Source organism: Pseudoalteromonas luteoviolacea, assembly GCF_001696455.1.
Lineage (GTDB): Bacteria > Pseudomonadota > Gammaproteobacteria > Enterobacterales > Alteromonadaceae > Pseudoalteromonas > Pseudoalteromonas luteoviolacea_C.
The window spans coordinates 122,800-143,890 of record NZ_MAUJ01000010.1 but is presented as its reverse complement, the minus strand read 5'-3'; the positions used below and the strand labels follow the sequence as shown (position 1 = coordinate 143,890).

The following is a 21,091-nucleotide window of genomic DNA, read 5'->3' as shown; positions in this document are numbered from 1 at the left end:
GAATGGTATGACCAACCTCGTATTTCGTTCAGGCATTGCAAGTGACGGGCGCAAAGTCGCGCTGATATCAGATCAATTGGATGTCGAGGAAAAGTTCGATAATGGCTATAAGATTGCGTACAAAGACAAAGATGGTAAAGATACACCGGAGCTATTAGCCAAATGGAAAGAAGCATTTACTGTACATTCAAGAGAATTTGCCATGCTACCTTGCGGCGATGCGGTCCCGGCGGCTGTACAACAGAGCTTTAATACTATGGTGTCCAGCTTATTAAAGGGGATTGATATTCTATTTTGCGATTACAACTTAGGTATTGAAGGTGATCTACCTATGTGTAATGACATCATGGATAAACACCGCTCGACTGACTTTGTACTTTTCTCCTGTGACTCTTTAGTCGGGGGAGATCCCAAAGTTCAGCCTCATACTGTGGCATATAGTGCCCCTCGCTATGAGCAAGGCCAGCAAATTGCTCAGCAGCACAGAATTTATTGTAAGACCGAAGCTTCAGCATTTTGTCAGGCGATCAATGCCATTGTCACGCAGCGTGCAAAGGACAATATGAATGGTGGGCATATTCGCGATGACATAGACAATTACATTGGCGAACCCCCCATTGACAAAGAAGCAGCAGATCAAATTCTGAATCGGTTTGTAGAAACGTTACACAGTGAAGGTAATCAGACCCCAGCCCTGACACATCAAGAAAGTGAATAATGTGTCAGTATTCATTGCCTTTTTCGGTCTCGCCAGTGCTAGATCGAAAAGGGTAGGTTTCAGGTAAAAGGAGTACCTTCATGGATCCGCTTTTCCACTACTATGGCACCTATTTAGCAGCATTAACCGTGGGGATGCAAGCGCAGTGTGCTCAAGAGCTCGCTTATTACACACACTGTGCGACGCGCCAAACAACAAGTAATATGCCGCGAGCTCTGTTTTACAAAGATTATCGCTTTACGCCCATTGTAACAGCCGACGCCCAAAGTGAGCTCGGTGAGCACTACTGCAACTTAGCGTTTCAATCGTTACCTGCTTTTAACGACGCAGAAAGTCGTTCTGAAAACGTGGCGAGAAAACCACGCATGAGTGACTCTGTGATACATGAGGTGGGGGATAGCACGCAGTTAATGAAGTATCACAAGCCTACGGTTGTTTGCCAAGGTAGCAATATCACACGCTGTTATTACAACCCGCTTACGGATATTGACTGGCAGCATGGTGGGGAGTTTAAACGTCATTTTAGTGAACGATTACATAAAAAAGCATTCCAGTTTGAGCCAGTTGTTCCCCTGCAGAGTGAGCAAGTTGATGCGCAGCGTGCTGCAAAGCATCCAGAGTGTCAGGTGGAGCACGTTAATTTGTCGCAAGTGCGTATAAGTCAAGAGCCCACCATTCAAATTGCAAAGCTGAACTGTATCTCAGATAGCGCATTTGCGAGAAAAATGCTCAATGATGTAATTTACAAGCGCCATTATGACGCGCATATCAAGCGGATATCATTACCTTTATTTGGCTGCCGTTTGTATGTTTATCAAAACACATGGCGCGGGTTAGAAGCGCCTGTTGAAGCGCAAGTCAGTGCCTTTAGAGCAACATGTTATGCACTGCAAAGCTGGTTAAACAAAGTGCCCCTCAAGCATGCTGGCAACTGGCCTGTAGGCAACTTACCTGATGCTGTGGCAAAAGCCATTACACAAGTTGAGAGCTTGTTGTATAGCCATCAGTATGGCGAACATCGACACCGTTATGGCGATGACTGGGCACGTTTAGTCGCACAATATGTACCGAATGAGCAAGCCGCTAGCGTATATGGCGTTGCCCTACGGCAGGATCACCTTTATGAACAGGCCTTAATTGCGGGGAAAGTGAATCACCTTAAATTAATAGGTGATCTAACCGAGTTTAAACGCTCCGCTTGGTTCCTATTTAATAAGGCTGCTGAATATCACTGTGATTGGCTTGCAAGACAGTTTTGTCACCATGAACTCAGTGCTTTTAATACCCGTCAAACGCTCGGCAATTTAGATATGTGGCGTTAACAGTTTGGTGTAAAGACGATTGATTGGAGAAGAAAATGCGACTGATAGATTTAATCATGATAGTTTGGCTCATTTTATTAACCTTGTATGCACTTAGTCCCAGTTTTCGGGCTCTTGTTGATGTGTGGCTATGATGGCATCGCCCCTAGTGCAATATTCAGGGACGTGGAAAAGCAATGTTGCCAAGCATCGGCGCGTGTCTGAACGGTGGCCTTTTACGCTTGGTGCATTGCAATTGCAGGATGCGATGGCGCTATTGAATCGTATGTCGCTGCAAACATGTCGTTGCTTAGGTATTGAATCAATTAAAGACTTATCTCAGGCTAAGCGTTTTATTCTGGGGGCGGGCGAGCAACAGCAACGGTTTGCAATTCGGCATGAAGCAGATGGACTGATCGGCAGTGTGGCATTTACTCGCGTGGCGTGTACTCGCGTGAATGATATGGCTGAACTCAGTTATTGGCTTGCTGAGCCATATCGCGGTTTAGGGGTGATGAGTTGGGCTTTGAATGCCGTCTTAACGTATTTAAAGAGCCAAGACATTAAGCATGTTTTAGCGAATGTTTATACCTTTAATCAAGCTTCCCAGCGATTACTTGCACGTTTAGGCTTTAAACCGTGCGCTGAAGCTGTTGGTGATATTGTGTGTTATCAACTCAAGCAGCCATAAACACATTTACAATTTTATAATGTTGGCAGTGGCATGTTTGCGACTGCCACTGCTAATTTATAAGCTTCGCCCACACCAAACAATTCGTCCAGCAACACCATGTTGCTCTGCATTGTCGGATGTGATCTGCCAGCTTGGATATTCGTCGTTGTCACTGATCACCGCAATATGGTCAGACTTTTGCTGCAAACGCTTCGCCATCAGGCCATCTTGTGTTTGAATGATGTAAATACCTGATTTAGATGGATGTTGTTGGCTCATGTCAACTAACACCATATCGCCATGTTGTAAAGTTGGCAGCATACTGTCACCACGCACAGAAACAAATGCGAGACGTTCACTATGCACTCCAAGTTGCGATTGCAACCAACGTTTATTCAATGCAAATTGCTCTGTGATTTCTTCGCCGCCATTGACTGCACCGAATCCGGCGCTGGCCTCAACATCTAACTTCGGCACGACCAGCAAGTCATCTTGGCTGTGTTGATGGTGTGATTCGCTAGCTTGTTCACCAGTTAGGAGCCAGTTTAGATCAATCGAAAAGAGGCTGTATAAGTGCTCGAGGTAAACCATGGAAGGTCGGCCAAGACCTTGGCAAATACGGTAAATATGAGAAGGGGATTTACCCGTTAATTCGGCAAATTGGCGTTTGTTACCCCCCGCGAATTGCTCGACTAGGGTAATAAAGCGACGGGAAAATGCAGTACTCATAAATGTTGCTCTCAGCTTCAATTAGCAAAATCGCAAGATTACGCGTGCCACTCTCTTGTGTACAGTAAAAGTCGTGTAAGTGGTGAGTATTTAAACAAAGTTGAATTAGAAACTAAAAAATAGCTTTAAATTGTGAACCCGAATCTGATTGGCTTTCGTATGAAGTTAAGTACAATTGCGCCAACTCTAAAATAAAACGATGTTGGTTATGCAATTTGACTTTTCGCCTGTGCATCAGGTTTTTTCTCAGTTAAGTACGCTTCCAGGTGAAATTAAGCGCCTCTTTCATGGTCGTGGACGCTGTTATCCTTCGCTGGAACATTTAACGATCGATTGGTTATCGGGCCAGATCATGTGCACAGTGTTCAAAGAGCAGGATGAAGACTGGTTGGAAGCATTGCGTGCGTGTCTGCATGAATTTATGCAAACGCCGCTTGGTAATCAGGGTGTCAAATGTGTGTTTATACAGCATAGATATCGTGCAGATCACCAAGTAGAGGTTCTATACGGAACGTTGGAAACCCGTCCGGTGGTGACTGAGGGCGACCTTAAATTTGAGCTATCTTTAGGCTCGAAGCAAAATAGTGGGCTGTTTTTAGATATGCGCAATGGCCGAACTTGGGTGAAAGCACACAGCGAAAATAAAAAAGTGCTTAACCTCTTTGCATATACGTGTGGGTTTTCAGTTGCAGCTATGGCCGGTAATGCTAAGCAAGTGGTTAACCTAGATATGGCAAAAGCGGCGCTAAAACAAGGCCGCCGTAATCATCAGCTTAATCAGCATCGCCTCGAGGCTGTTTCTTTTCTAGGGCATGACTTGTTTAAATCATGGGGCAAGTTACGGAAAATGGGCCCTTATGACCTAGTGATCATCGATCCGCCGACTTTCCAAAAAGGTAGTTTCGCACTGACAAAGGATTACCAACGTATTTTACGCCGCCTACCTGAACTCTTGCACAAAGGTGCAAAAGTACTGGCTTGCGTTAATGACCCTTCGTTGGAGAGCCAATTTTTAATTGACGAAATGCACCGCGAAGCGCCCTCAGTTGCGTTTGTAGAGCGACTAGACAACCCCGCTGAATTTAAAGATATAGACCTTCAGGGTGGCTTGAAGTGCTTAGTGTTTGAAAATTTAGCTTGATGTAGAAACCTCACAATCACGCGCGCACTAGTGAGAAATGATTTAACGACTACACTTAAGTAACGGTTTAATCTAAATGTAGGCACCAGTGCGCATACTTTATTTTGCTTGCCTGATTCTACTCGTGAGCTGCAGGCAAGCATTTGCTTTGCAGTCGATGCAAAAACCAACCATCCCACCATGTAGTTTGCATGCCAAAGTGGGCGTCGTCGCTGGTTGGCCACCTTTAACGAGCGTAAATGAAGCTGGTGTGGCAGAAGGGCTTGATATTGACATCGCAAGGCTGGTATTTGAGCGCGCCAATATGTGCGTGGAATTTATTCGGCTTCCCTCTGCTGCGCGAAGTTTTGCACAGCTTACGAAAGGGGTCGTTGATGTTGTATTGATGGTTAGTTACACCTTCAAGCGCAAACAATGGGGTCACTTCTCAGTGCCCTATCGCAAAGAGCGGATGCGGCTATTCGCGTTGAATCGTCAATCTCAACCTGTGTTATCTTTGATATCTTTGCTCAGCACTGGCGCGACGGTTGGACTCAGTATCGGATCTTATTATGGAGAAGAAGTAAAAGCACTGGCACGCAATGAGCGTTTCTCTGGTCAGTTCATAGGTATTTCTACCATTCAAAGGCGTATTGAACTGCTCAATAAACAACGAGTGGATTTTATTATTGAAGATGAAATTATTGGCAACTATTTAAGTCAGCGGTGGAGTGACAAACCCATTTATCGGTGGTCATATCCGATACATGACAATGAGGTGCATTTTTTACTGAGAAAAGAAAAATTTAATGAGTCGCACCGACTGCGTATTAACAATGAAATAGAGGCGCTTAGGCCACGTATTCAAGCGATGGTAGAGCGATATCGACAACCGCATAACACACAATAGCTGTCCTAATAGAGCCCGATCACTCCTTACTTTAACAGTTCACAAGCTCGGCCTGAGTATTTTATTAAGGTACGCCGATTAGCGCATAAAATCCTCCGAGTGTCAGAAGCACTAACAGGTTTAAAATTCTAGGAAAATCAAAGTTAGGCGCGTATGAAGTCGTGTGCTTTCGTCGCCATCAAGCTGTTTTTGCACGTTTAGCTGGACAATGAATTTCAAGGAGCGCACAGATATGCGAAACCGATTTTTACAACTCTTTTATGATTTTGCTTTGGAATCTTTGCATAACCATAAACGTGTGCGTAATGCCAAAGTTAATGCACGGATCCGCCAATTGGAGTCGGCACAATCAAAACCGGCGATAGATTGGTTATATGTCGTTTTGATATTGCCCTGTGTGCTTTTATTTATTCCACTATCTTCAGAATTTATCATCCAGGCGTTTAACCTACTGGAACATTTGCCGGTGTGGTATCGCTGGCTGATCGGGCTCATGGTATTGGCTAACTTTGGTCTAAAGTTATCTGAAAAGTATCGAATTTGAGTGAAAATTTGCACTGAGGGGCCGATATGTCAGATCAAGACAAGTCTTCTACAGATAATCTAGAGCCTAATGATAAACAGGAAAATCAATCATTAGAGCTAGCGACAGAGTCATCAGATACGGGGTATGTACCTTATCCATTGGACCCAACGCCACCGCAAATAAATAACGACGTTGAACGCCAGCCGCAAGACATTGTGATGGTGCTGGTGGGAAAATGGGCGATGCCCACAACCGTTATTTTGGTGCTCATCACCTGCTTGTCTGGCTACTACTTAAATGTTGAGGCGTTTACGCCCGTGGTTGGCATGATAGCCCCTGTGGTAATGGCATTGATTATGGTTATTAAAGAGGCTTCCTTAGGGCAAGAGCAAGATGAATCATATCTTGATAGAGAGCGGGAGCGTTCGGAAAGAAGGCGTCAACTTGAAATAGAAAAGGAGCTTAAGTTGGCCCAATTGGCGTATGAGGAGCGACGTTTTCAGCAAGAGATGGCGGAAAAAATACGTCAATTTGATAAAGGTGCAGAAGCCACTCAAGACTTTGTCGCGTTGGCGAAAGACATGAATAGTCAACTCGCAGAGCTGATGAAGAAAGAGACTGAGTTGGTGGTGGGAGATACACGTATCAAACTGGCCGATGGCAACACGCAGGTGGCGCAATGTGAGGATAAGATGATGCCAAAATAAGTGATCTCGAGCTAAATGAAGCCCAACTTTATAATCTTTCATGTTAAATGGTAGAGATTGGGTTGAGTGATTTTTATACAGTTTGTTAGTCTGGTCTAAGGCAGGTTTACAATTGGATAACAGCCAGCCAGAGCCTGCCTGTAATTGCTGGCTAACAACATGGAATAAAGGTATGAAAAAAACATATATAGCAGTGCTCGTTGCGTTGGGGACTGTGAGTGCTTCGGCACTGGCGGTGGATTGTTCCCAACTCACTGATTGGCAGTCAAGTCAGGTCTATACTGGTGGTATGGAAGTCCAGCATCAGGCTTTTAAATATACGGCTAAGTGGTGGACGTTGAATCAAGATCCTGCGCTAAACGCTGATCCCAGTAATGTTTGGCGTAATGATGGGCGCTGCGATCCCATTGGAACGCCGTTGCCAGTGATTAACTTGGACGCACCGCTTGCGCAAAGTCGCCATATTCTCTCATCACCCGTGGTATTGAGCGCAACGGCCTCTCATCCCAACAATGTACCGATTCAATACGTTGAGTTTAAAGTCGACGGGGCCGTTATAGCAACGGATACCACCGCGCCATACGAAACCACTTGGATAGCAACGGGTCTCGGTGAGCATATCGTTGAGGCGGAAGTGGTCGTTGATATCGGAGGTCGTGCCAACACTGGAGCACGTAGTATCTCCGTCGTGCTGGATGACATTATTGTGCCGCCAAGTGGTTTTAAAATTGTTGGCTACTTTCCTAGCTGGCAAGGTCAAGTAACAGATATTCAGTTTGATAAACTGACGCATATCAATTACTCATTCTTGTTGCCCAATGCAGATGGTTCACTGCAGCCACTTGAGAACTTAGCTAAAATGCAGCAGCTAGTAAGCGCAGCTCAAGCGGCAGGGGTTAAAGTAGGTATCGCGGTGGGAGGTTGGAACGGCGGAGACGACAGTGCATTTGAAACGTTTGCCAGCTCAGCACAAGGGCGGGCGACATTTATTCGCAATCTGATGGCTTTTGTTGAGCAGTACCAATTAGACGGTGTTGATATGGATTGGGAATACCCTGATCCGGGAGCTTCCGCGAATAACTATGCGCTACTGATGCGAGAGCTCAGTGTGGAGCTAAAAGCGAAAGGAAAGTTTTTAACCGCAGCAGTCGTAGCACTAGGGTATACAGGTGGCGGCGTATTAGAGTCCGTCTTCAATGATGTCGATTTCTTAAACCTGATGGCCTATGACGCGAATAATGGCGATCATGCTAATTATCAATACGCACTTGATTCTATCGCGTATTGGCAAGGTAGAGGGTTGAGTAAAGAAAAAACGGTATTGGGTGTGCCATTTTATTCGCGTCCAACTTGGCAAGCTTATCGTACTTTGGTCGCACAAGATGCTGCAAATGCGTGCCGTGATACAGATGGCACTGCTTACTACAACGGTATCCCAACCATTCGTGCCAAAACGCAATTGGCATTAGACACCGCGGGTGGGATCATGAATTGGGAGTTGTCTCATGATACATCTGGCCCTGCTTCTCTATTGACCGCAAAATGGGAAGTGGCGCAAGGTCTAACGCCAAGCTATCAATGTGAGGGCGGTGGTGGTCCCAATGAGCCGACAAAGTGCGTTGATATTCAGGTTGATCCGAGCCAGTACGTTGCGTATCCCGCGTGGCCTAATGGCGATCATGCGTCGGGTGGTCAGCGTATTCGCTATCAACAAGCTGTTTATGAAGCAAACTGGTGGACACGTTCACAACCCGGCAGTGATCAAAGCTGGCAGCTGATTTGTAAGTTCTAAAAAAGCAAAATGGCCGCTTAATTAAGCGGCATTTTGGTTATATTAGGTGATTATTTTGCGCAAGTTGGATCTGCGCCTATGGCTTTCCAAGGACCATATAGACCCGACTCACTTGGCACATCACCACGTGTCCAATATTTTGCTTCGTACTCCTTGCCACGGTAAGTCACGCGATCTGGGCGTGTGTACACCGTGTCTTTGTTCCATGTGCCAGTACAAACATTTGAACCATCAGTGGCTGTTGCAGATACGCGTGCCACATAAGTCGTATTGCTCCCATCGACTTTGAACGTCATGCTCACTTGCGCAAGGCCCGGTACTGCAGCGCTAAACTCAACACTGACTTTGCAGCTCTTATTTTGTGTCAACGTACTGGCTGAGCATGTGTCTGTGGTTGTCACAAGCCCTTGTGTAACACCCAAAGCGGACAAACCAAGTTGGTTAAATGTAAAGGTCGGGCTACCTGTATTGGTGATCGTAAAGGTATGCTTTACTCTATCCCCAATCACGAAATCTGCTAAAGTTTGCTGCTCTTGATAGCCCACACTAATAGGTACTGAGCCGTCTTTTACAGAAGCTATCCATTGATCTAGTGCAGCTACGTCAGCATATACGCCATATTTATCAGGTCTAGCACAGCCAACCCCCCAGCTAACGACACCGAGCTGTACTGTTTGTCCGCCAGATTGAACCACGATGGGGCCACCGCTATCACCGCTACAAGAATCTTTCTGACCCTGAGGGTAGCCAGCACAAAATTCGGTCGCGCCAACATTACTATAAGGGCCACCTGCTTGGCGACAAACAGCGTCAGAAACAAGCGGTACATCTACTTCGTAAAGGTTTGTTGGGCGCACGCCACCTTCTTGTAGTCGACCCAGTCCAGCAACGGAGAGCATGTCACCTTCGCGGACGTAATAATCAATTGATGATTGCGCTAAAGTCACACTGGAACCTGTGTTAGGTAGTCGGGATAACTTCAATACCGCAACGTCGTTATGCAGTGTTTGGTTGTTGTACTGCGGGTGAGAATGAACTTGCTCTACGCTGATCCGGTCGCCATCATTACCTGCGAGGATAAAACCTGCGACTTTTACGTTCAAAGACTGTGCAGACTTATTACGGACGCAGTGTGCCGCTGTTAAAACATAGCCATCGCCGATATAACTACCACCACAAAAAGCAGTGGTCCCATTCGCACTCAAGATCTGTGTGTAAAATGGCCAGTCTGCTGTGTTGGCTGGATTACCACCGACAATTGCTGTGTCCAAATCTCCAATTGCTATGACGGATGTGCTGGCCACGATGCTTGTGGCCAGCAATGTGTGTCGCATAGCGCCTTTTAGAGAGTGTGCAGTTCCTTTCATGTTGTACCTTTTATGTTCACTTGTTAGAAAACCTAAAGATACAACCAAATGTTGCGAAATGTGTAAAAAATGTAATTGAAATGATTTCAATCGTTCCAGTGTTATTTTTTTAACCAGTTGATAATTATGGTTTTGATGTGAAGCTTAGGTTGTAGGCCCAAACTTCATGTAAAAGTTTGTTTACTTTTTGTGCTTTTTAAACGTGGCTATAAATAGTCGGGCATGCTTGAAGTCGGTAGTAAAATAATGGCGTCATACACATTTGCTAATACCACATTCTGCTCTCTGGTACCCCACTCTTTGGCTGACGTTTCGGTGAACAGCCAATCATCTGCTGTGCCAGCTTGATCTTGTTTGTTCAGAGGTAAAAACGCAATTGAATCCGTCGCTTCATCCGCGAGTGACTCCAGCGAGTTGGAGGTATGGGGGGTGACGCCCATACGTTGTCTGGAATTCGATGCATGTTCACCGGACAACATATACAGTGCGACTGTATAGAGATCTTCCCCATAATGGTCAGCAAGGTGCGCGCCCATGTGTTTTTGTGGCGTAGTATCGCTGGGATAATGTTCGGCAATATGAAAATTGTGTGCCCATATAATGATTTTCTCGTCGCTGAGTACAGAGTCCGCTAAATCAATAAAGTTATCAGCCATACCGCGATCTCGTGTGCGGATACCGGCGCTGATTCCACCTTCATAACTGGCTGCTATCATGTCCAACATGCGTCGCATCGAACGGGTAACAAGCAGTGTCATTGGTTCAGGAGTGGCTTGGTTTGCAAAGTGATCCACGAGTTTATCCAGTGTTGCTTTGGTATCGGGTAATTGCTGCCCAATATAATCACAGCCTGTTTGGCTGTAGTCTCTAAAACAATTTCTATCTCGTTCACTGAGTGTTGCCACTGTGGAGAGTAGTGCCTCTAACTCGAGGTCGAATTGGATCGGCTGTCTGATGAGTGCGTCACTTAAAAAGGTTTGATAATGCTGTGTGCTATCAAAGCTACCCGAACGCTGGACGTCAAATCCAGCTAATTTCAGAGGGCGATCGGTATTGTGTGATTCGACAATATAGTCAAATAAATCAAGTACAGACTCGGTCATCCAGATGCCAAAAATACATGCCCCCATAAGTTCTCTACCAGAAATATTTGGCTTGATACTCTGTGCGTTAGAGCAGGCAAATGCTGAGCTTTCAAACGCAATGGTATTAAAGTCGTGATATTGGTGTAAATATTGGGCTAAGCGACCCTTTATTTGGTTCATCTGCTTAGAGCCATGACTGCTTTCTCCCAGCTGAACTATTCTCGGTCCGTGGAAGTACGTATCGAGCGCTTTGAGATCTTGAAAGTCTTCTGTGTCAGTCAAATTGGCGATAGGCAGATGATTGTCTCTAATAAAGGAGACATAGTTTGCATTGTTCCCAGTACTTGGTTGTTCAGGAGCTGGTGTTGAAGGGGTTGAAGAATCTGACCCGCCTGAGCCACACCCTACGAGTGCGGCTGTGAAGCAAAAAGTGATGACAGTAGCGAATTTCAGCGCATGCTTGGTTTGATCATATTGCATATAGGCATTCCTTCTCTGTATTTAATTAAGAAACAACTTAGCCTGTTTTTTGAACACTAGCTAGTCAGGCGTTTTTTGCCCCTTCAAATTTCATGTTCACATTTTAGTTTCAATTAAACGGCTGGTGTGTGTTTATTTTGCAGTAGTTTGGTGGCAATGGAACGTTTGGCTTTGTGGCTTGTTTCTATTGTTGGAAAGCCGAGGTTTCTATCAATTTATATTTAAATACATGGTCTTACTTCTTTTGTGTTGAAAGTATTTAGACAAGTTTACACCAGAGGAATACGTTTTTATGGCGGGTTTTTAGTTTAGCTTTTAACAATAAATCTGGCTGGTTGATTGTTGCTCAAGGCCCTAAATACCGTGGTAATTGCTCAGGATTTTATTAGTTATTTTATATGTTAAAGACCGTGCTGCTCAGAAGTCAGCGGGCAGCGTCGATATCGATTGTTTCAACAGGGATTCAATCAAGTAACTCATGGCCTTTTTAGATAAGTGTATGTCCTTAAGGTCATTTAGATACTAAGGTATGCTTGATCACAAAGGAGTTATTTTATGTCACATAGAGTGGGTTTTTTTATTTATGATGAATTTCAAACGGTTGACCTAGCTGGACCATTAGATGCTTTTGCGGTTGCCAATGATTTGCTCGCACCAGAGATCGGCTATGAGTTAGTAACGTTGACAAGCGATGCATCGGCTGTGCGTTCAGAGAGTGGGCTGCAGACACTTGCTGATGAGACTGTGGGCAATTGCAAACAGTTACACACCTTGGTGATTGTGGGTGGTCGTGGGTGTCAATCTGTCATGCAGAATGAACACCAAATGGCACAATTGAGACAATTGGCTGATAACAGTAAACGCATTGTGAGCATTTGCACAGGCGCATTTATCGTAGCTGCTATGTGGCCTGAGCGTGCTCTCAAACTCTCTACGCATTGGGATTTTGCGGACAAACTGGCGCAGCAGTTTCCACAGGTAGTGGTGGAGTCGGAAAAGCTATTTGTGCAAAGTGAGGAAGTCTATTCGTCAGGAGGTCTTACCGCAGGGATTGATCTTGCGCTGAGTTTGGTCGCTCAAGACCACAGTGCGACACTGGCGCAACAAGTTGCGCAATATATGGTGATGTATGTGAGACGAAGTGGTGATCAGCGCCAGTATTCTAATTTACTGTCAGCACAGCAAACGTTATCACAGCGCTTTCAAGGGTCCATTGAGTATATCCAGCGCAACATAGATAAACCATTATCGCTCGAGCTACTCGCTGAGCAGGCCGCTCTGAGCCCGCGCCATTTTCGGCGCGTGTTTAAAGACAAAGTAGGCCTTGCTCCAATGCGTTTTGTGCTGTTATTGAGATTAGAAAAGGCCAAAAACTTACTGTGTAATTCGGAACTTTCGGTCGCGCAGATCAGTGTCAGAACAGGGTTTGGGACTCCTCCCTTATTAACCCGTAAATTTACCCAAGAGTATGGGGTTACTCCCACGCAATTTCGCGACAACTTTACTTTGGAAATAAAACAATGAAAAAAATAGTAGCAATGTGGTTGCTGTGCTTAAGCTGTGTGCAAGCCAACGCACATTCTAATGATGAAAACGCCTTTCACGTCGGGGTGATGTTATTTGAAGGTGCGCAAGCTATCGACTTTGTCGGCCCGATAGAGGTGTTTGGTCAAGCCGGATTCCGCATTACCACGGTGAGCAAAGACGGGCGCGAAATTAATACCGCAATGGGTCTGAAGGTATCCCCTGAGCGGGCATTTTCTAGCGATATGCAGTTCGATGCATTGCTTATTCCTGGCGGAAACGTCAATGGCCAGTTACTCGAAGATGCCAAGATTAAAAACTGGATTGTGGCACAAAGTCGGACTTCTCAATATGTTATGTCTGTGTGTAATGGCGCGTTTATCCTCGCAAGTACAGGGTTATTGGATGGGTTAAATGCCACCACCATTGAGAAAGCGTTTGACAGTTTTGAGCACCACTATCCAAAAGTCACCTTGGTACGAGATGAAAAGCTCACCGACAATGGCAAAATACTCACAACCGCAGGCTTATCCTCTGGGATTGATGGCGCCTTGTCGTTAGTCGCAAAGGTTAAAGGCGCGCGCGCAGCCCGCTCTGTGGCTGCTAAAATAGAGTACCAGTGGGCACCGGGTGGCGGATACATACGTGGCAAAATGGCCGATCGTGTTTTACCAGACTTCCAAGACCTACCTCAAGGTATAGCGATGCGTACACGCACATTTCACTACGGTGATGAGCAGGCTTGGTATCAGGGTTACATTTTTGATATGGGAGCGAAACAAGCGAGTCATTTAACGGCATGGCTTGAACAACAAATGACCACAGCGGGTTGGCAGCGCAGGGGAATAAGCGGTGCATTGACTTGGTCTGTTGAGCGCGATGATGCGCAGTGGTTATTGCATATCAGTATGAAACCCGTCGATGAGAAACAGATTACCGCACACCTCACACTGACACGACAACTATGACGAGCGATTGTCATTGGGCGCTTACCTGAAGCGCCTTTTATTCATGACTGACCTTGTGTTCCTGTTTGGCTGAGTTTGCCTTGATATTACGTAGATTTGGCTCAGCCTTTATGCCCGAGAGCTGATAATTTTTCGTCATCACAAAACACAATGGCGAGAAAGTAAAGTGTATCGGAAAACAGCTAAATTCGGCGTCTGGTTGATGGCGATTGGAATGAATATTAACGCGGGACATGCGACATCAAGCACTGGCCAATTCAAATATGAATCCAGTGGTTCGGTGCTTGTGAGCGATCAATTTGTACCTAGTGCGAATAGCATAACTTCACAGGAAGGCAGGTTGGATGTTGAGCGGGAACGGCTCTATTCCATTGACTTCGAAAGTACGATGACAAACGCGCAGTATACTTGGTTTATGTGGCTCGAATACAGCCGAAACCCGAGTGAAGGGGGCGTGTCATCTTGGCTCGGTAATACCAATGAAGACGCCGCAACAACCGAAGATGGTCGTGGCTCCAGCCGCGCTCAAATATCTGCTTTATACTGGCAATATGCTTTACCAAACAACGCGCAACAGGTGTTATTGGGTCTTGCTGAGGTGAGTATGTTGGTTGACACCAATGAGGTAGCCAATGATGAGGTTGGGCAGTTTATGGCTGCTGGGTTTGTCAATAACCCCAGCATAGATTTTCCTGACTATGCGCCAGCCGTGCGTTATCAGGGGGAAACTTCCGACGAGCAGTGGCGTTGGCGTATATTGTTGTCAACTGCCAGAGGGTTGGCTGACAACCAAGGTAATTATACTGATACATTGAATCAAATAGACGGCGGCGATGGGGTATTTACCACTTTGGAAGGCCAGCGACAGCTGGCTGGTAACGTGACGGTGACCTTGGGCAGTTGGCACAACAGTGATACCAAGCGGCATGGGGTATACAGTGCGCTTTACAAAGAAATGGGCAGTGCTCAGCTGCACAGCCGCTTGGGGCATAGTCGCAGTTATCGGCTCACGGAAGACAATCAGGCATCTGAGCAAACCCATTTTGCGAGTCTTTCAGGTCAATATACACGTCAAGCATATACGTTTGCTGCTGGAGCAAGTTTTATCGGCAACGAGTCTTCAGATGGCCTATCAGCCATAACACGCATGATTGAATGCTACGTAAAATATGACTGGTCAGAAAACTTGCATACCACGGTCGCGGCGCAGTGGCACGATGGGGTCGTCAATAGCGATGAACCTGATGTAATAGCCAATTGGCAAAATGTGATGACGTTGCGCACTGTATTACACTGGTAAACTGGCCATCATGATTGTTTGCAGTACTGTTTGGGGGGAACCCCAAACACCTTTTTAAAGGCGCTATTGAACGCACTACTGGACTCAAATCCCAGTTGCTGCGCAATGATTTGTTGCGACTGACCTGCATTGAGCATTTCAACGGCTCGTAGCGCCCTTAGTTTTTGTTTCCATTGACTAAACCCCATGGCAAAATTTTTGTGAAACAGTCTGTTTAATGTTCGGCTGGAGGCGCCAACTTGTTGGCCCCATTGCTCCAATGTGAGCGCGCTCCCAGGGTTTGCATACAACTCAGATACGATTGGATGCAAGCGCGGATCTTGTGCACTGGGTATAAAGAAATCACTGGTGGGCGCGACTTCGAGTCTATCTACAAACACGTCTATAAAACGCTGCGTTTTATCATCTAGTGGGTAGTCTTCTGGCCATGTACATATCTCCAAAATCATCGCTTTGAGTAAGTCACTGACAACCAGAGATTTGGCGGTGCTGCCTAATAGGGATTCATACTTTTGATCTATATAGACACTACGAAAGTGACCGCCATATCGGCAATAGGTTTCGTGAGCGACATTGGGCGGGATCCACAGGGCTTGTTGGGGTGGGATCACAAACGTCCCCTGCGGAGTAAAGATTGTCATCACACCGTTGTTGATATAGGTCAGCTGCCCCCAAGCGTGGCTGTGCTCTTCCACATGTTCCCACTCAGGCATGGTGGAAGCGCGCGGAAAAACAGGCCTGCCTAAAGAGGTACGCTTAAAGCGAGATTTAACATGCTGCCAAGATTGATTTGTCTGTTTTGATAAATTTTCTGTCATGTATTTGAATTTTGGCCAACAAAAATTGAGCATATACTAATCAGGCTTTTCTCTCAATGTGCTTAGGATAGTGAATGAATAAACGACGTTTTTGGCAAATTACCCCAACTCCAATGAGCTTTTTGGTGTTAGCAACCATTGTGATGGCCATGGCCTTCGCCGGTTGGACCGCAATGCTGAATAACTTTGCTGTAGAGGCGGCAGAGTTTACGGGGGCGAATATGGGCATGCTGCAATCACTCCGTGAAATCCCCGGTTTCTTGGCATTTACCGCAGTATTTATTCTGCTCGTTTTAAAGGAGCAAACATTTGCCGTGATCAGTTTATGTTTGCTCTCTATCGGGGTCGCTGTGACGGGGCTGTTTCCGACGATATATGGCCTTTATGCAACCACGGTATTGATGTCCATTGGTTTTCATTACTTTGAAACGCTCAATCAATCTTTAAGTTTGCAATGGTTTAAAAAAGATGAAGCCGCAGAAAAGCTAGGCCAATTACTGTCTGTAAAGTCGATGGCAGCATTGGCAACATTTGCTGTAATTTGGCTTGGCTTCAGTGTATTTCAAAGTGACTATGTATGGATGTACCTATTGATTGGTGGGGCTGGTCTGTTGGTGACATTATTTCTCGCGGCTACACACCCTCAGTTTATTGAATCTGCTCCCCAAAATAAAAAACTGATATTACGAAAAGAATACAGCTTGTACTACCTGCTGGTGTTTTTCTCCGGCGCTCGCAGACAAATATTTATGGTTTTTGCGGGCTTCTTAATGGTTGAAAAGTTTGGCTATGACGTAGCCGAAATCACCGCACTGTATATGCTCAACCACGTGATTAATATTTTTCTCGCGCCAAAAATCGGTAGCTGGATAGGGCGTATTGGTGAGCAAAAAGCACTGACGGTGGAGTATATCGGCTTAATAGGCGTCTTTATTGGCTATGCAGTGGTGGAGTCTGCAAACTTCGCTGCTGTACTGTATGTGATTGACCATATCTTTTTTGCTATGGCCATTGCATTGAAAACCTATTTCCAAAAAATAGCGAAACCGGAAGACATTGCTGCAACAGCGGGGGTGAGCTTTACAATTAACCATATTGCGGCGGTCGTTATCCCTGCCAGTTTTGGGGTTGTGTGGCTCTATGATCAGTCTTTGGTATTTTATTTTGGTGCCGCTTTGGCTGCATGTTCACTGATTTTGAGCCAATTTATTACGCCCCATTTACGTCGAGTACATAGCGCACAAGCTTCCCAAATTTAACCTGATTTCGCATTCGTTACCGCGAGTGAATATAGGACCATTTGGTTAGTCTATAGAGATAGTTAGCTAACCAGGTGGTCCATGTCCACATCCACACCTCTACATTCTACCGAGACCTTTATGGTCTTTACCTATATGCGTATTAGCCGAGCAACAGATGCTTTAGGTTTGCCTTTAAATCATCCATTGCATCATCGTCATGCCAGTTTGGTGCTGCGCAATAACCTAAACGGGCGCTGGTTTGCTTATGGGTTTGGATTTGCTGGGTTTTGTTCAGAGCCAATACCAAAACGAGAAAAAGTATTTGCACGAGAGCTGGTGGCGAAAAAAATGCCCGTTACGCTTATCGATAAGCTGTTTGTCAAATTGAACCAAGGTAAGTCGACAGATTACGATATTGCCAAATACAATTGTGTGGACCATTTAATCGTGGGGTTAAGGTCTGTTGGTAAGTATTCCAAACTGTTGAGCTACTATCGGATAATGAATAAGGAATGGTACAAAAACAGCGAGTGCCTTAAGGGGTAAAGTCTTTCAAGATTTTCGCTGCTTTTGTGCCTACATCAGAAAAGTTCTCTGTGCCTTTGGTCATTGCTTTTTGGGCTTCTTCAATGACTTTGACATATTTCGGATCGCCCGTTGCAAGTAGCTGAGAAAGCGCAACACCAATAGCCGTGGTAGTGATGGTACTTAAATTACGCAAGTTATCGGTTGCGTCTTGCACCGCCATGGATGTTGACTGTGCAACTGCTTGCTGAGCTTTGATCAATGCTGCAGTTTTGTCTGCCATGGTAATTTATCAACCTTGTGCGAGGATCAGAGCACAGGCGGAAGAGACGGACGCTGATGTATAAGTTTGCGCACTTTGCTGCGCAGTCACCGCGTTCTGCATCATTAACCCCACGGTGTCAGCAAGTGCAGAATCACTCAACTGTGAGATGATTTCTTCGACACTGGGTCCATTTTTGTCGGACATAGTTTTTGACCTCTTAAAAATAACGCAAATTGTCAATTAAGTGGAAAACAAATGCTCAAACAGAGGCGAGGATCGCCTCTGCACTATAGGTTACCTATTGACCATCATCTTTTTCAGTGATGGCAGATGCCGCGCGTCCAAGTACCGCGCTGCCGACCGCCCCTAAAGCGTTGACGCCTTGGATTGTCGCGGCCTGTACCGTGATCGCGGCTTGTTGCTGCGCATTAGCTGCGTTGTGACCTGCATTTGACAGGGCTGCTCCCATTGAAGCGTAGAGGTTTCCCATGGCCATTGCGGGATTATCTGCAAGTACCTTGGTATTTACTTGGGTGATAGAGTCGGTAATTTGTTTGTTTACAGCTGGATCTTTAGCCATTGCTATTTCCTTTTCAGTTTAATGTATGGTCGAACTAGCCAATAAGCTGGCTATTAATTTCATCGAGTGCGTCGTTGATCTGTTCCTCGACGGCTTCTAACTGCTTGGTGACTTCTTGATTAACACTCTGCGCGTCAGAAAATGGCGCTAAAGACGCTAGTCTTTGATCATTTTCTGCCAGTAAGTCTGCTACTTCTTGTTCTTGCTTTTCAGAGAGGGCTTGGATCTGCGCCATATGCTCTTCGTAAAGTGCGCTGTATTTGGCAAGTGAAGTCATTGTATTTACTCCGTATCAGTTGGTTCATCGGGCTTGGTTGGTTCTTCTTTTGGTGCCGTTTGCTTGTTCTTACCAAAGCGAAAGAGATTGAAACGGGGTTTTTTCTCTTTTTTGTTTGGTTCAGGCTCTGCGGGTTCTGCTACCATGGCTTCATCGGCCGTGTCTTGTGGTTTTTCTTTGTCTTTTTCAGTTGCCTGGGTTGGATTAGGCGTTTTTAGCAATCTGGCGCAGGCATTGGTAATTGAAGCCGCGGTGGTCATTTGGGCGTGCTGTTGACTGGTAACGGCATTATGCATTGATAGCCCGAGTGTCTCCGCTAAAGTAGTTTCAGTCATACTCGTCGCTTGTTGCGAAAATGGCACGCTGTCTTTGTCTTGCTCACTCATGATTTAGTCCTCGTTAAATTCAAACTGGTTAGTCGCTCAACAACTGAGCAGTAATTGCAACTAGAATACGAAGATTGACCGTTTAAAAATCGGGTAAAGCTAGATTTGATTCGGGCTTTTTTAGGATTTTGGGGGCGTGCCCCCAACGTGGCTATTCGTCTTGATTTTCATGTAGGACAGTGGCAATTTTTTCTCCAACGGCACTGAAGTTATCCGCGCCGCGACTCACTATTGATTGTGCATCTTCAATGATTTTTGAAAACTTATCATCGCCAGTTTCTATGTATTGAGACAGTGCGACGCCAATTGCAGTAGTACTCAAAGTATTGAGGTTACGTAAGTTATCGGTTGCATCCGAGAGAGCCAATGCGGTGGATTGAGCAATTGATTGCTGCGCACTTTGTACCGCAGACTCAGCGGCATCAGGTGCACTATTGAGGTTTTCCATATGTAACTCCAAACAGTAAAAAGCTCTTAGCGGTGATTCAATCACTAAGAGCTTGGTTGGGATAGTGGATCAGTATCCTTTAATCAACAAATCCAATTCCGATTAAGCATCAGGCTCTATGATGTCTTCAGCACTGCGACCAATGACTGAAGTACCGATAGACATCAGTGAGTTAACACCTTGTACGGTAGCTGCTTGCATTGTGATGGCTGCTTGTTGTTGTGCAGCTGTTGCATTGTGCGCTGCGGTACCTAATGCTTGGCTGGTAGACATGAGTAGGTTACCCATTGCCATTGCAGGTGTTTCACCAACAACTTTGGTATTCACTTGCGTAACTGAATCTGTAACCTGTGCATTAACTGTATCTGCCATGATTGACTCCTGTTAATTTTGATTAAGTGGATGTGCATTTAGCGAGTCAGCGATTAGCCTTTCTCGATGATGCCTTCAGCACTGCGGCCAACCACTGAGCTACCGATAGACATCAGTGAGTTAACACCTTGTACAGTTGCAGCTTGCATTGTGATTTGTGCTTGTTGTTGCGCTGAAGTCGCGTTGTGCGCAGCGTTACTCAATGCTTGGCTTGTAGACATTAATAGGTTGCCCATTGCCATTGCTGGTGTTTCGCCAACAACTTTAGTGTTTACTTGAGTAACTGAATCTGTGATTGCTGCGTTTACTGTATCTGCCATGATATTTTCCTCGTTAAATAGTTAATTAATTGGCTGAATTAGCCTTTGCTAAGAATTTCTGAACTTCCACGCCCAACAACGGCTGTGCCTGTTGACATGAGTGAGTTAATGCCTTGAACTGTCGCCGCCTGCATCGTAATACCTGCTTGCTGGTTACCTGTCGTTGCATTGAGTGCTGCGGTGCCTAATGCATGACTTGTTGACAGTAGTAGGTTGCCCGTACTTGATGCAGGTGTTGAACCTGTGACACTGGTGTTTACCTGAGTGACAGAGTCTGTCACTTGGCCGTTTACACCACCTGCCGCACTTGGTGCTGCTGCCATAGTGTTTTCCTTCTATTGGTTAGTTATTGGTCTTCAAAGACCGTACGTTTTAGCCAAAACCGCTGGCAAAAAACTATTTCGACGCTTTCGGGCCCATACTCAGCAACATCTCACTTGCCAGTGCCGTATTGGTCTTAATAATGGCGTTGTGCTGATTTTGTGCGAGCGTGGCATTATGAGCAGAGTTACCTAAAGACTGCGCGGTAGCTTGCAATAACATATCCCGTGAGAGACCTGGTGCTTGCTGCGCTACCAATTCGTTCAGTTGCTTTAGTGCTTCTATATCTGCCATGTTGTTACCCGTCGTTTTCAATACAGCCAGTTTAGGTATTTACC

Annotated in this window: 27 protein-coding genes; 13 read left to right on the top strand and 14 right to left on the bottom strand. The window is 45.6% G+C overall.

From position 1 onward, the window contains the following. Positions 1–7 precede the first annotated feature (7 nt). The 3 genes from A7985_RS21905 to A7985_RS21895 all read left to right on the top strand — a co-directional run bounded on the left by A7985_RS21905 (position 8) and on the right by A7985_RS21895 (position 2,710). The gene (locus tag A7985_RS21905; RefSeq protein WP_065792571.1) at positions 8–718 is read left to right on the top strand and encodes a hypothetical protein; all 711 of its coding nucleotides are present in this window, start codon (positions 8–10) and stop codon (positions 716–718) included. Positions 719–798: 80 nt separating this feature from the next. After that, complete coding sequence (locus A7985_RS21900) at positions 799–2,040, top strand: DUF6765 family protein (RefSeq protein ID WP_065792570.1); 1,242 nt, start codon at positions 799–801, stop codon at positions 2,038–2,040. Between the two features lie 130 nt (positions 2,041–2,170). Then, positions 2,171–2,710: a GNAT family N-acetyltransferase gene (locus A7985_RS21895; RefSeq protein WP_065792569.1), complete on the top strand. Its 540-nt coding sequence runs from the start codon at positions 2,171–2,173 to the stop codon at positions 2,708–2,710. A gap of 57 nt (positions 2,711–2,767) precedes the next feature. On the opposite strand, the gene A7985_RS21890 is transcribed toward A7985_RS21895, so the two are convergent. Further along, entirely contained in the window at positions 2,768–3,421 is a 654-nt protein-coding gene (locus tag A7985_RS21890; protein WP_065792568.1) for an XRE family transcriptional regulator, read from the bottom strand. A 208-nt stretch (positions 3,422–3,629) separates the two neighbouring features. Between A7985_RS21890 and A7985_RS21885 the strand changes: the two genes are divergently transcribed. From A7985_RS21885 to A7985_RS21865, 5 genes are all read left to right on the top strand, one after another. Continuing rightward, entirely contained in the window at positions 3,630–4,562 is a 933-nt protein-coding gene (locus tag A7985_RS21885; protein ID WP_065792586.1) for a class I SAM-dependent methyltransferase, read from the top strand. Positions 4,563–4,719: 157 nt separating this feature from the next. Beyond that, positions 4,720–5,451 carry a substrate-binding periplasmic protein gene (locus tag A7985_RS21880; RefSeq protein WP_065792567.1) on the top strand — a complete coding sequence of 244 codons (732 nt, stop codon included), beginning with the start codon at positions 4,720–4,722 and terminating at the stop codon, positions 5,449–5,451. Positions 5,452–5,683: 232 nt separating this feature from the next. Beyond that, on the top strand, positions 5,684–5,995 hold the full coding sequence (locus tag A7985_RS21875) for a hypothetical protein (RefSeq protein WP_065792566.1): 312 nt from the start codon (positions 5,684–5,686) through the stop codon (positions 5,993–5,995). 26 nt (positions 5,996–6,021) lie between these two features. Next, complete coding sequence (locus tag A7985_RS21870; protein ID WP_065792565.1) at positions 6,022–6,684, top strand: hypothetical protein; 663 nt, start codon at positions 6,022–6,024, stop codon at positions 6,682–6,684. A 172-nt stretch (positions 6,685–6,856) separates the two neighbouring features. After that, positions 6,857–8,476 (top strand): glycosyl hydrolase family 18 protein, encoded by a 1,620-nt coding sequence (locus A7985_RS21865; RefSeq protein ID WP_065792564.1) that lies wholly within the window; start codon positions 6,857–6,859, stop codon positions 8,474–8,476. A gap of 50 nt (positions 8,477–8,526) precedes the next feature. Here the strand turns inward: A7985_RS21865 and A7985_RS21860 are convergent, their stop codons facing one another. Next, positions 8,527–9,843 (bottom strand): trypsin-like serine protease, encoded by a 1,317-nt coding sequence (locus A7985_RS21860; RefSeq protein ID WP_065792563.1) that lies wholly within the window; start codon positions 9,841–9,843, stop codon positions 8,527–8,529. A gap of 206 nt (positions 9,844–10,049) precedes the next feature. Continuing rightward, positions 10,050–11,408, bottom strand: a complete 1,359-nt coding sequence (locus A7985_RS21855; protein ID WP_065792562.1) for an erythromycin esterase family protein — start codon at positions 11,406–11,408, stop codon at positions 10,050–10,052. Positions 11,409–11,963: 555 nt separating this feature from the next. Here A7985_RS21855 and A7985_RS21850 point away from each other — a divergent pair. The 3 genes from A7985_RS21850 (at position 11,964) to A7985_RS21840 (ending at position 15,200) form a co-directional block, all read left to right on the top strand. Then, on the top strand, positions 11,964–12,932 hold the full coding sequence (locus A7985_RS21850; RefSeq protein WP_065792561.1) for a GlxA family transcriptional regulator: 969 nt from the start codon (positions 11,964–11,966) through the stop codon (positions 12,930–12,932). Then, positions 12,929–13,900 carry a DJ-1/PfpI family protein gene (locus A7985_RS21845; protein WP_065792560.1) on the top strand — a complete coding sequence of 324 codons (972 nt, stop codon included), beginning with the start codon at positions 12,929–12,931 and terminating at the stop codon, positions 13,898–13,900. The genes A7985_RS21850 and A7985_RS21845 overlap by 4 nt, the downstream gene beginning before the upstream one ends. Positions 13,901–14,114: 214 nt before the next feature. After that, entirely contained in the window at positions 14,115–15,200 is a 1,086-nt protein-coding gene (locus A7985_RS21840; protein ID WP_065792559.1) for a hypothetical protein, read from the top strand. 8 nt (positions 15,201–15,208) lie between these two features. On the opposite strand, the gene A7985_RS21835 is transcribed toward A7985_RS21840, so the two are convergent. After that, positions 15,209–16,018, bottom strand: a complete 810-nt coding sequence (locus A7985_RS21835) for an AraC family transcriptional regulator (RefSeq protein WP_065792585.1) — start codon at positions 16,016–16,018, stop codon at positions 15,209–15,211. Between the two features lie 74 nt (positions 16,019–16,092). Here A7985_RS21835 and A7985_RS21830 point away from each other — a divergent pair, with 74 nt between their 5' ends. Further along, entirely contained in the window at positions 16,093–17,277 is a 1,185-nt protein-coding gene (locus A7985_RS21830; RefSeq protein WP_065792558.1) for an MFS transporter, read from the top strand. Between the two features lie 81 nt (positions 17,278–17,358). After that, positions 17,359–17,805, top strand: coding sequence for a hypothetical protein (locus A7985_RS21825; RefSeq protein WP_141685412.1), 447 nt, complete (start codon positions 17,359–17,361; stop codon positions 17,803–17,805). On the opposite strand, the gene A7985_RS21820 is transcribed toward A7985_RS21825, so the two are convergent. From A7985_RS21820 to A7985_RS21780, 10 genes are all read right to left on the bottom strand, one after another. Then, a complete protein-coding gene (locus A7985_RS21820) occupies positions 17,795–18,067 on the bottom strand; it encodes a hypothetical protein (RefSeq protein WP_063372465.1) in 273 nt (90 codons plus the stop codon). The genes A7985_RS21825 and A7985_RS21820 overlap by 11 nt on opposite strands. A 9-nt stretch (positions 18,068–18,076) precedes the next feature. Continuing rightward, a complete protein-coding gene (locus tag A7985_RS25885) occupies positions 18,077–18,253 on the bottom strand; it encodes a RebB family R body protein (protein ID WP_081310675.1) in 177 nt (58 codons plus the stop codon). A 94-nt stretch (positions 18,254–18,347) separates the two neighbouring features. Continuing rightward, positions 18,348–18,629 carry a RebB family R body protein gene (locus tag A7985_RS21815; protein WP_065792556.1) on the bottom strand — a complete coding sequence of 94 codons (282 nt, stop codon included), beginning with the start codon at positions 18,627–18,629 and terminating at the stop codon, positions 18,348–18,350. A gap of 34 nt (positions 18,630–18,663) precedes the next feature. Next, the gene (locus tag A7985_RS21810) at positions 18,664–18,906 is read right to left on the bottom strand and encodes a hypothetical protein (protein ID WP_065792555.1); all 243 of its coding nucleotides are present in this window, start codon (positions 18,904–18,906) and stop codon (positions 18,664–18,666) included. A gap of 5 nt (positions 18,907–18,911) precedes the next feature. After that, entirely contained in the window at positions 18,912–19,292 is a 381-nt protein-coding gene (locus A7985_RS26770) for a RebB family R body protein (protein ID WP_081310674.1), read from the bottom strand. A 151-nt stretch (positions 19,293–19,443) separates the two neighbouring features. Continuing rightward, on the bottom strand, positions 19,444–19,740 hold the full coding sequence (locus tag A7985_RS21800; protein WP_063372461.1) for a hypothetical protein: 297 nt from the start codon (positions 19,738–19,740) through the stop codon (positions 19,444–19,446). 102 nt (positions 19,741–19,842) lie between these two features. Then, complete coding sequence (locus A7985_RS21795; RefSeq protein WP_063372460.1) at positions 19,843–20,112, bottom strand: RebB family R body protein; 270 nt, start codon at positions 20,110–20,112, stop codon at positions 19,843–19,845. Between the two features lie 53 nt (positions 20,113–20,165). Beyond that, entirely contained in the window at positions 20,166–20,432 is a 267-nt protein-coding gene (locus tag A7985_RS21790; RefSeq protein WP_023401227.1) for a RebB family R body protein, read from the bottom strand. Positions 20,433–20,470: 38 nt separating this feature from the next. Next, entirely contained in the window at positions 20,471–20,755 is a 285-nt protein-coding gene (locus tag A7985_RS21785) for a RebB family R body protein (protein WP_063358518.1), read from the bottom strand. Between the two features lie 73 nt (positions 20,756–20,828). Continuing rightward, positions 20,829–21,047 carry a RebB family R body protein gene (locus A7985_RS21780; RefSeq protein WP_065792554.1) on the bottom strand — a complete coding sequence of 73 codons (219 nt, stop codon included), beginning with the start codon at positions 21,045–21,047 and terminating at the stop codon, positions 20,829–20,831. Between the last annotated feature and the right edge of the window lie 44 nt (positions 21,048–21,091).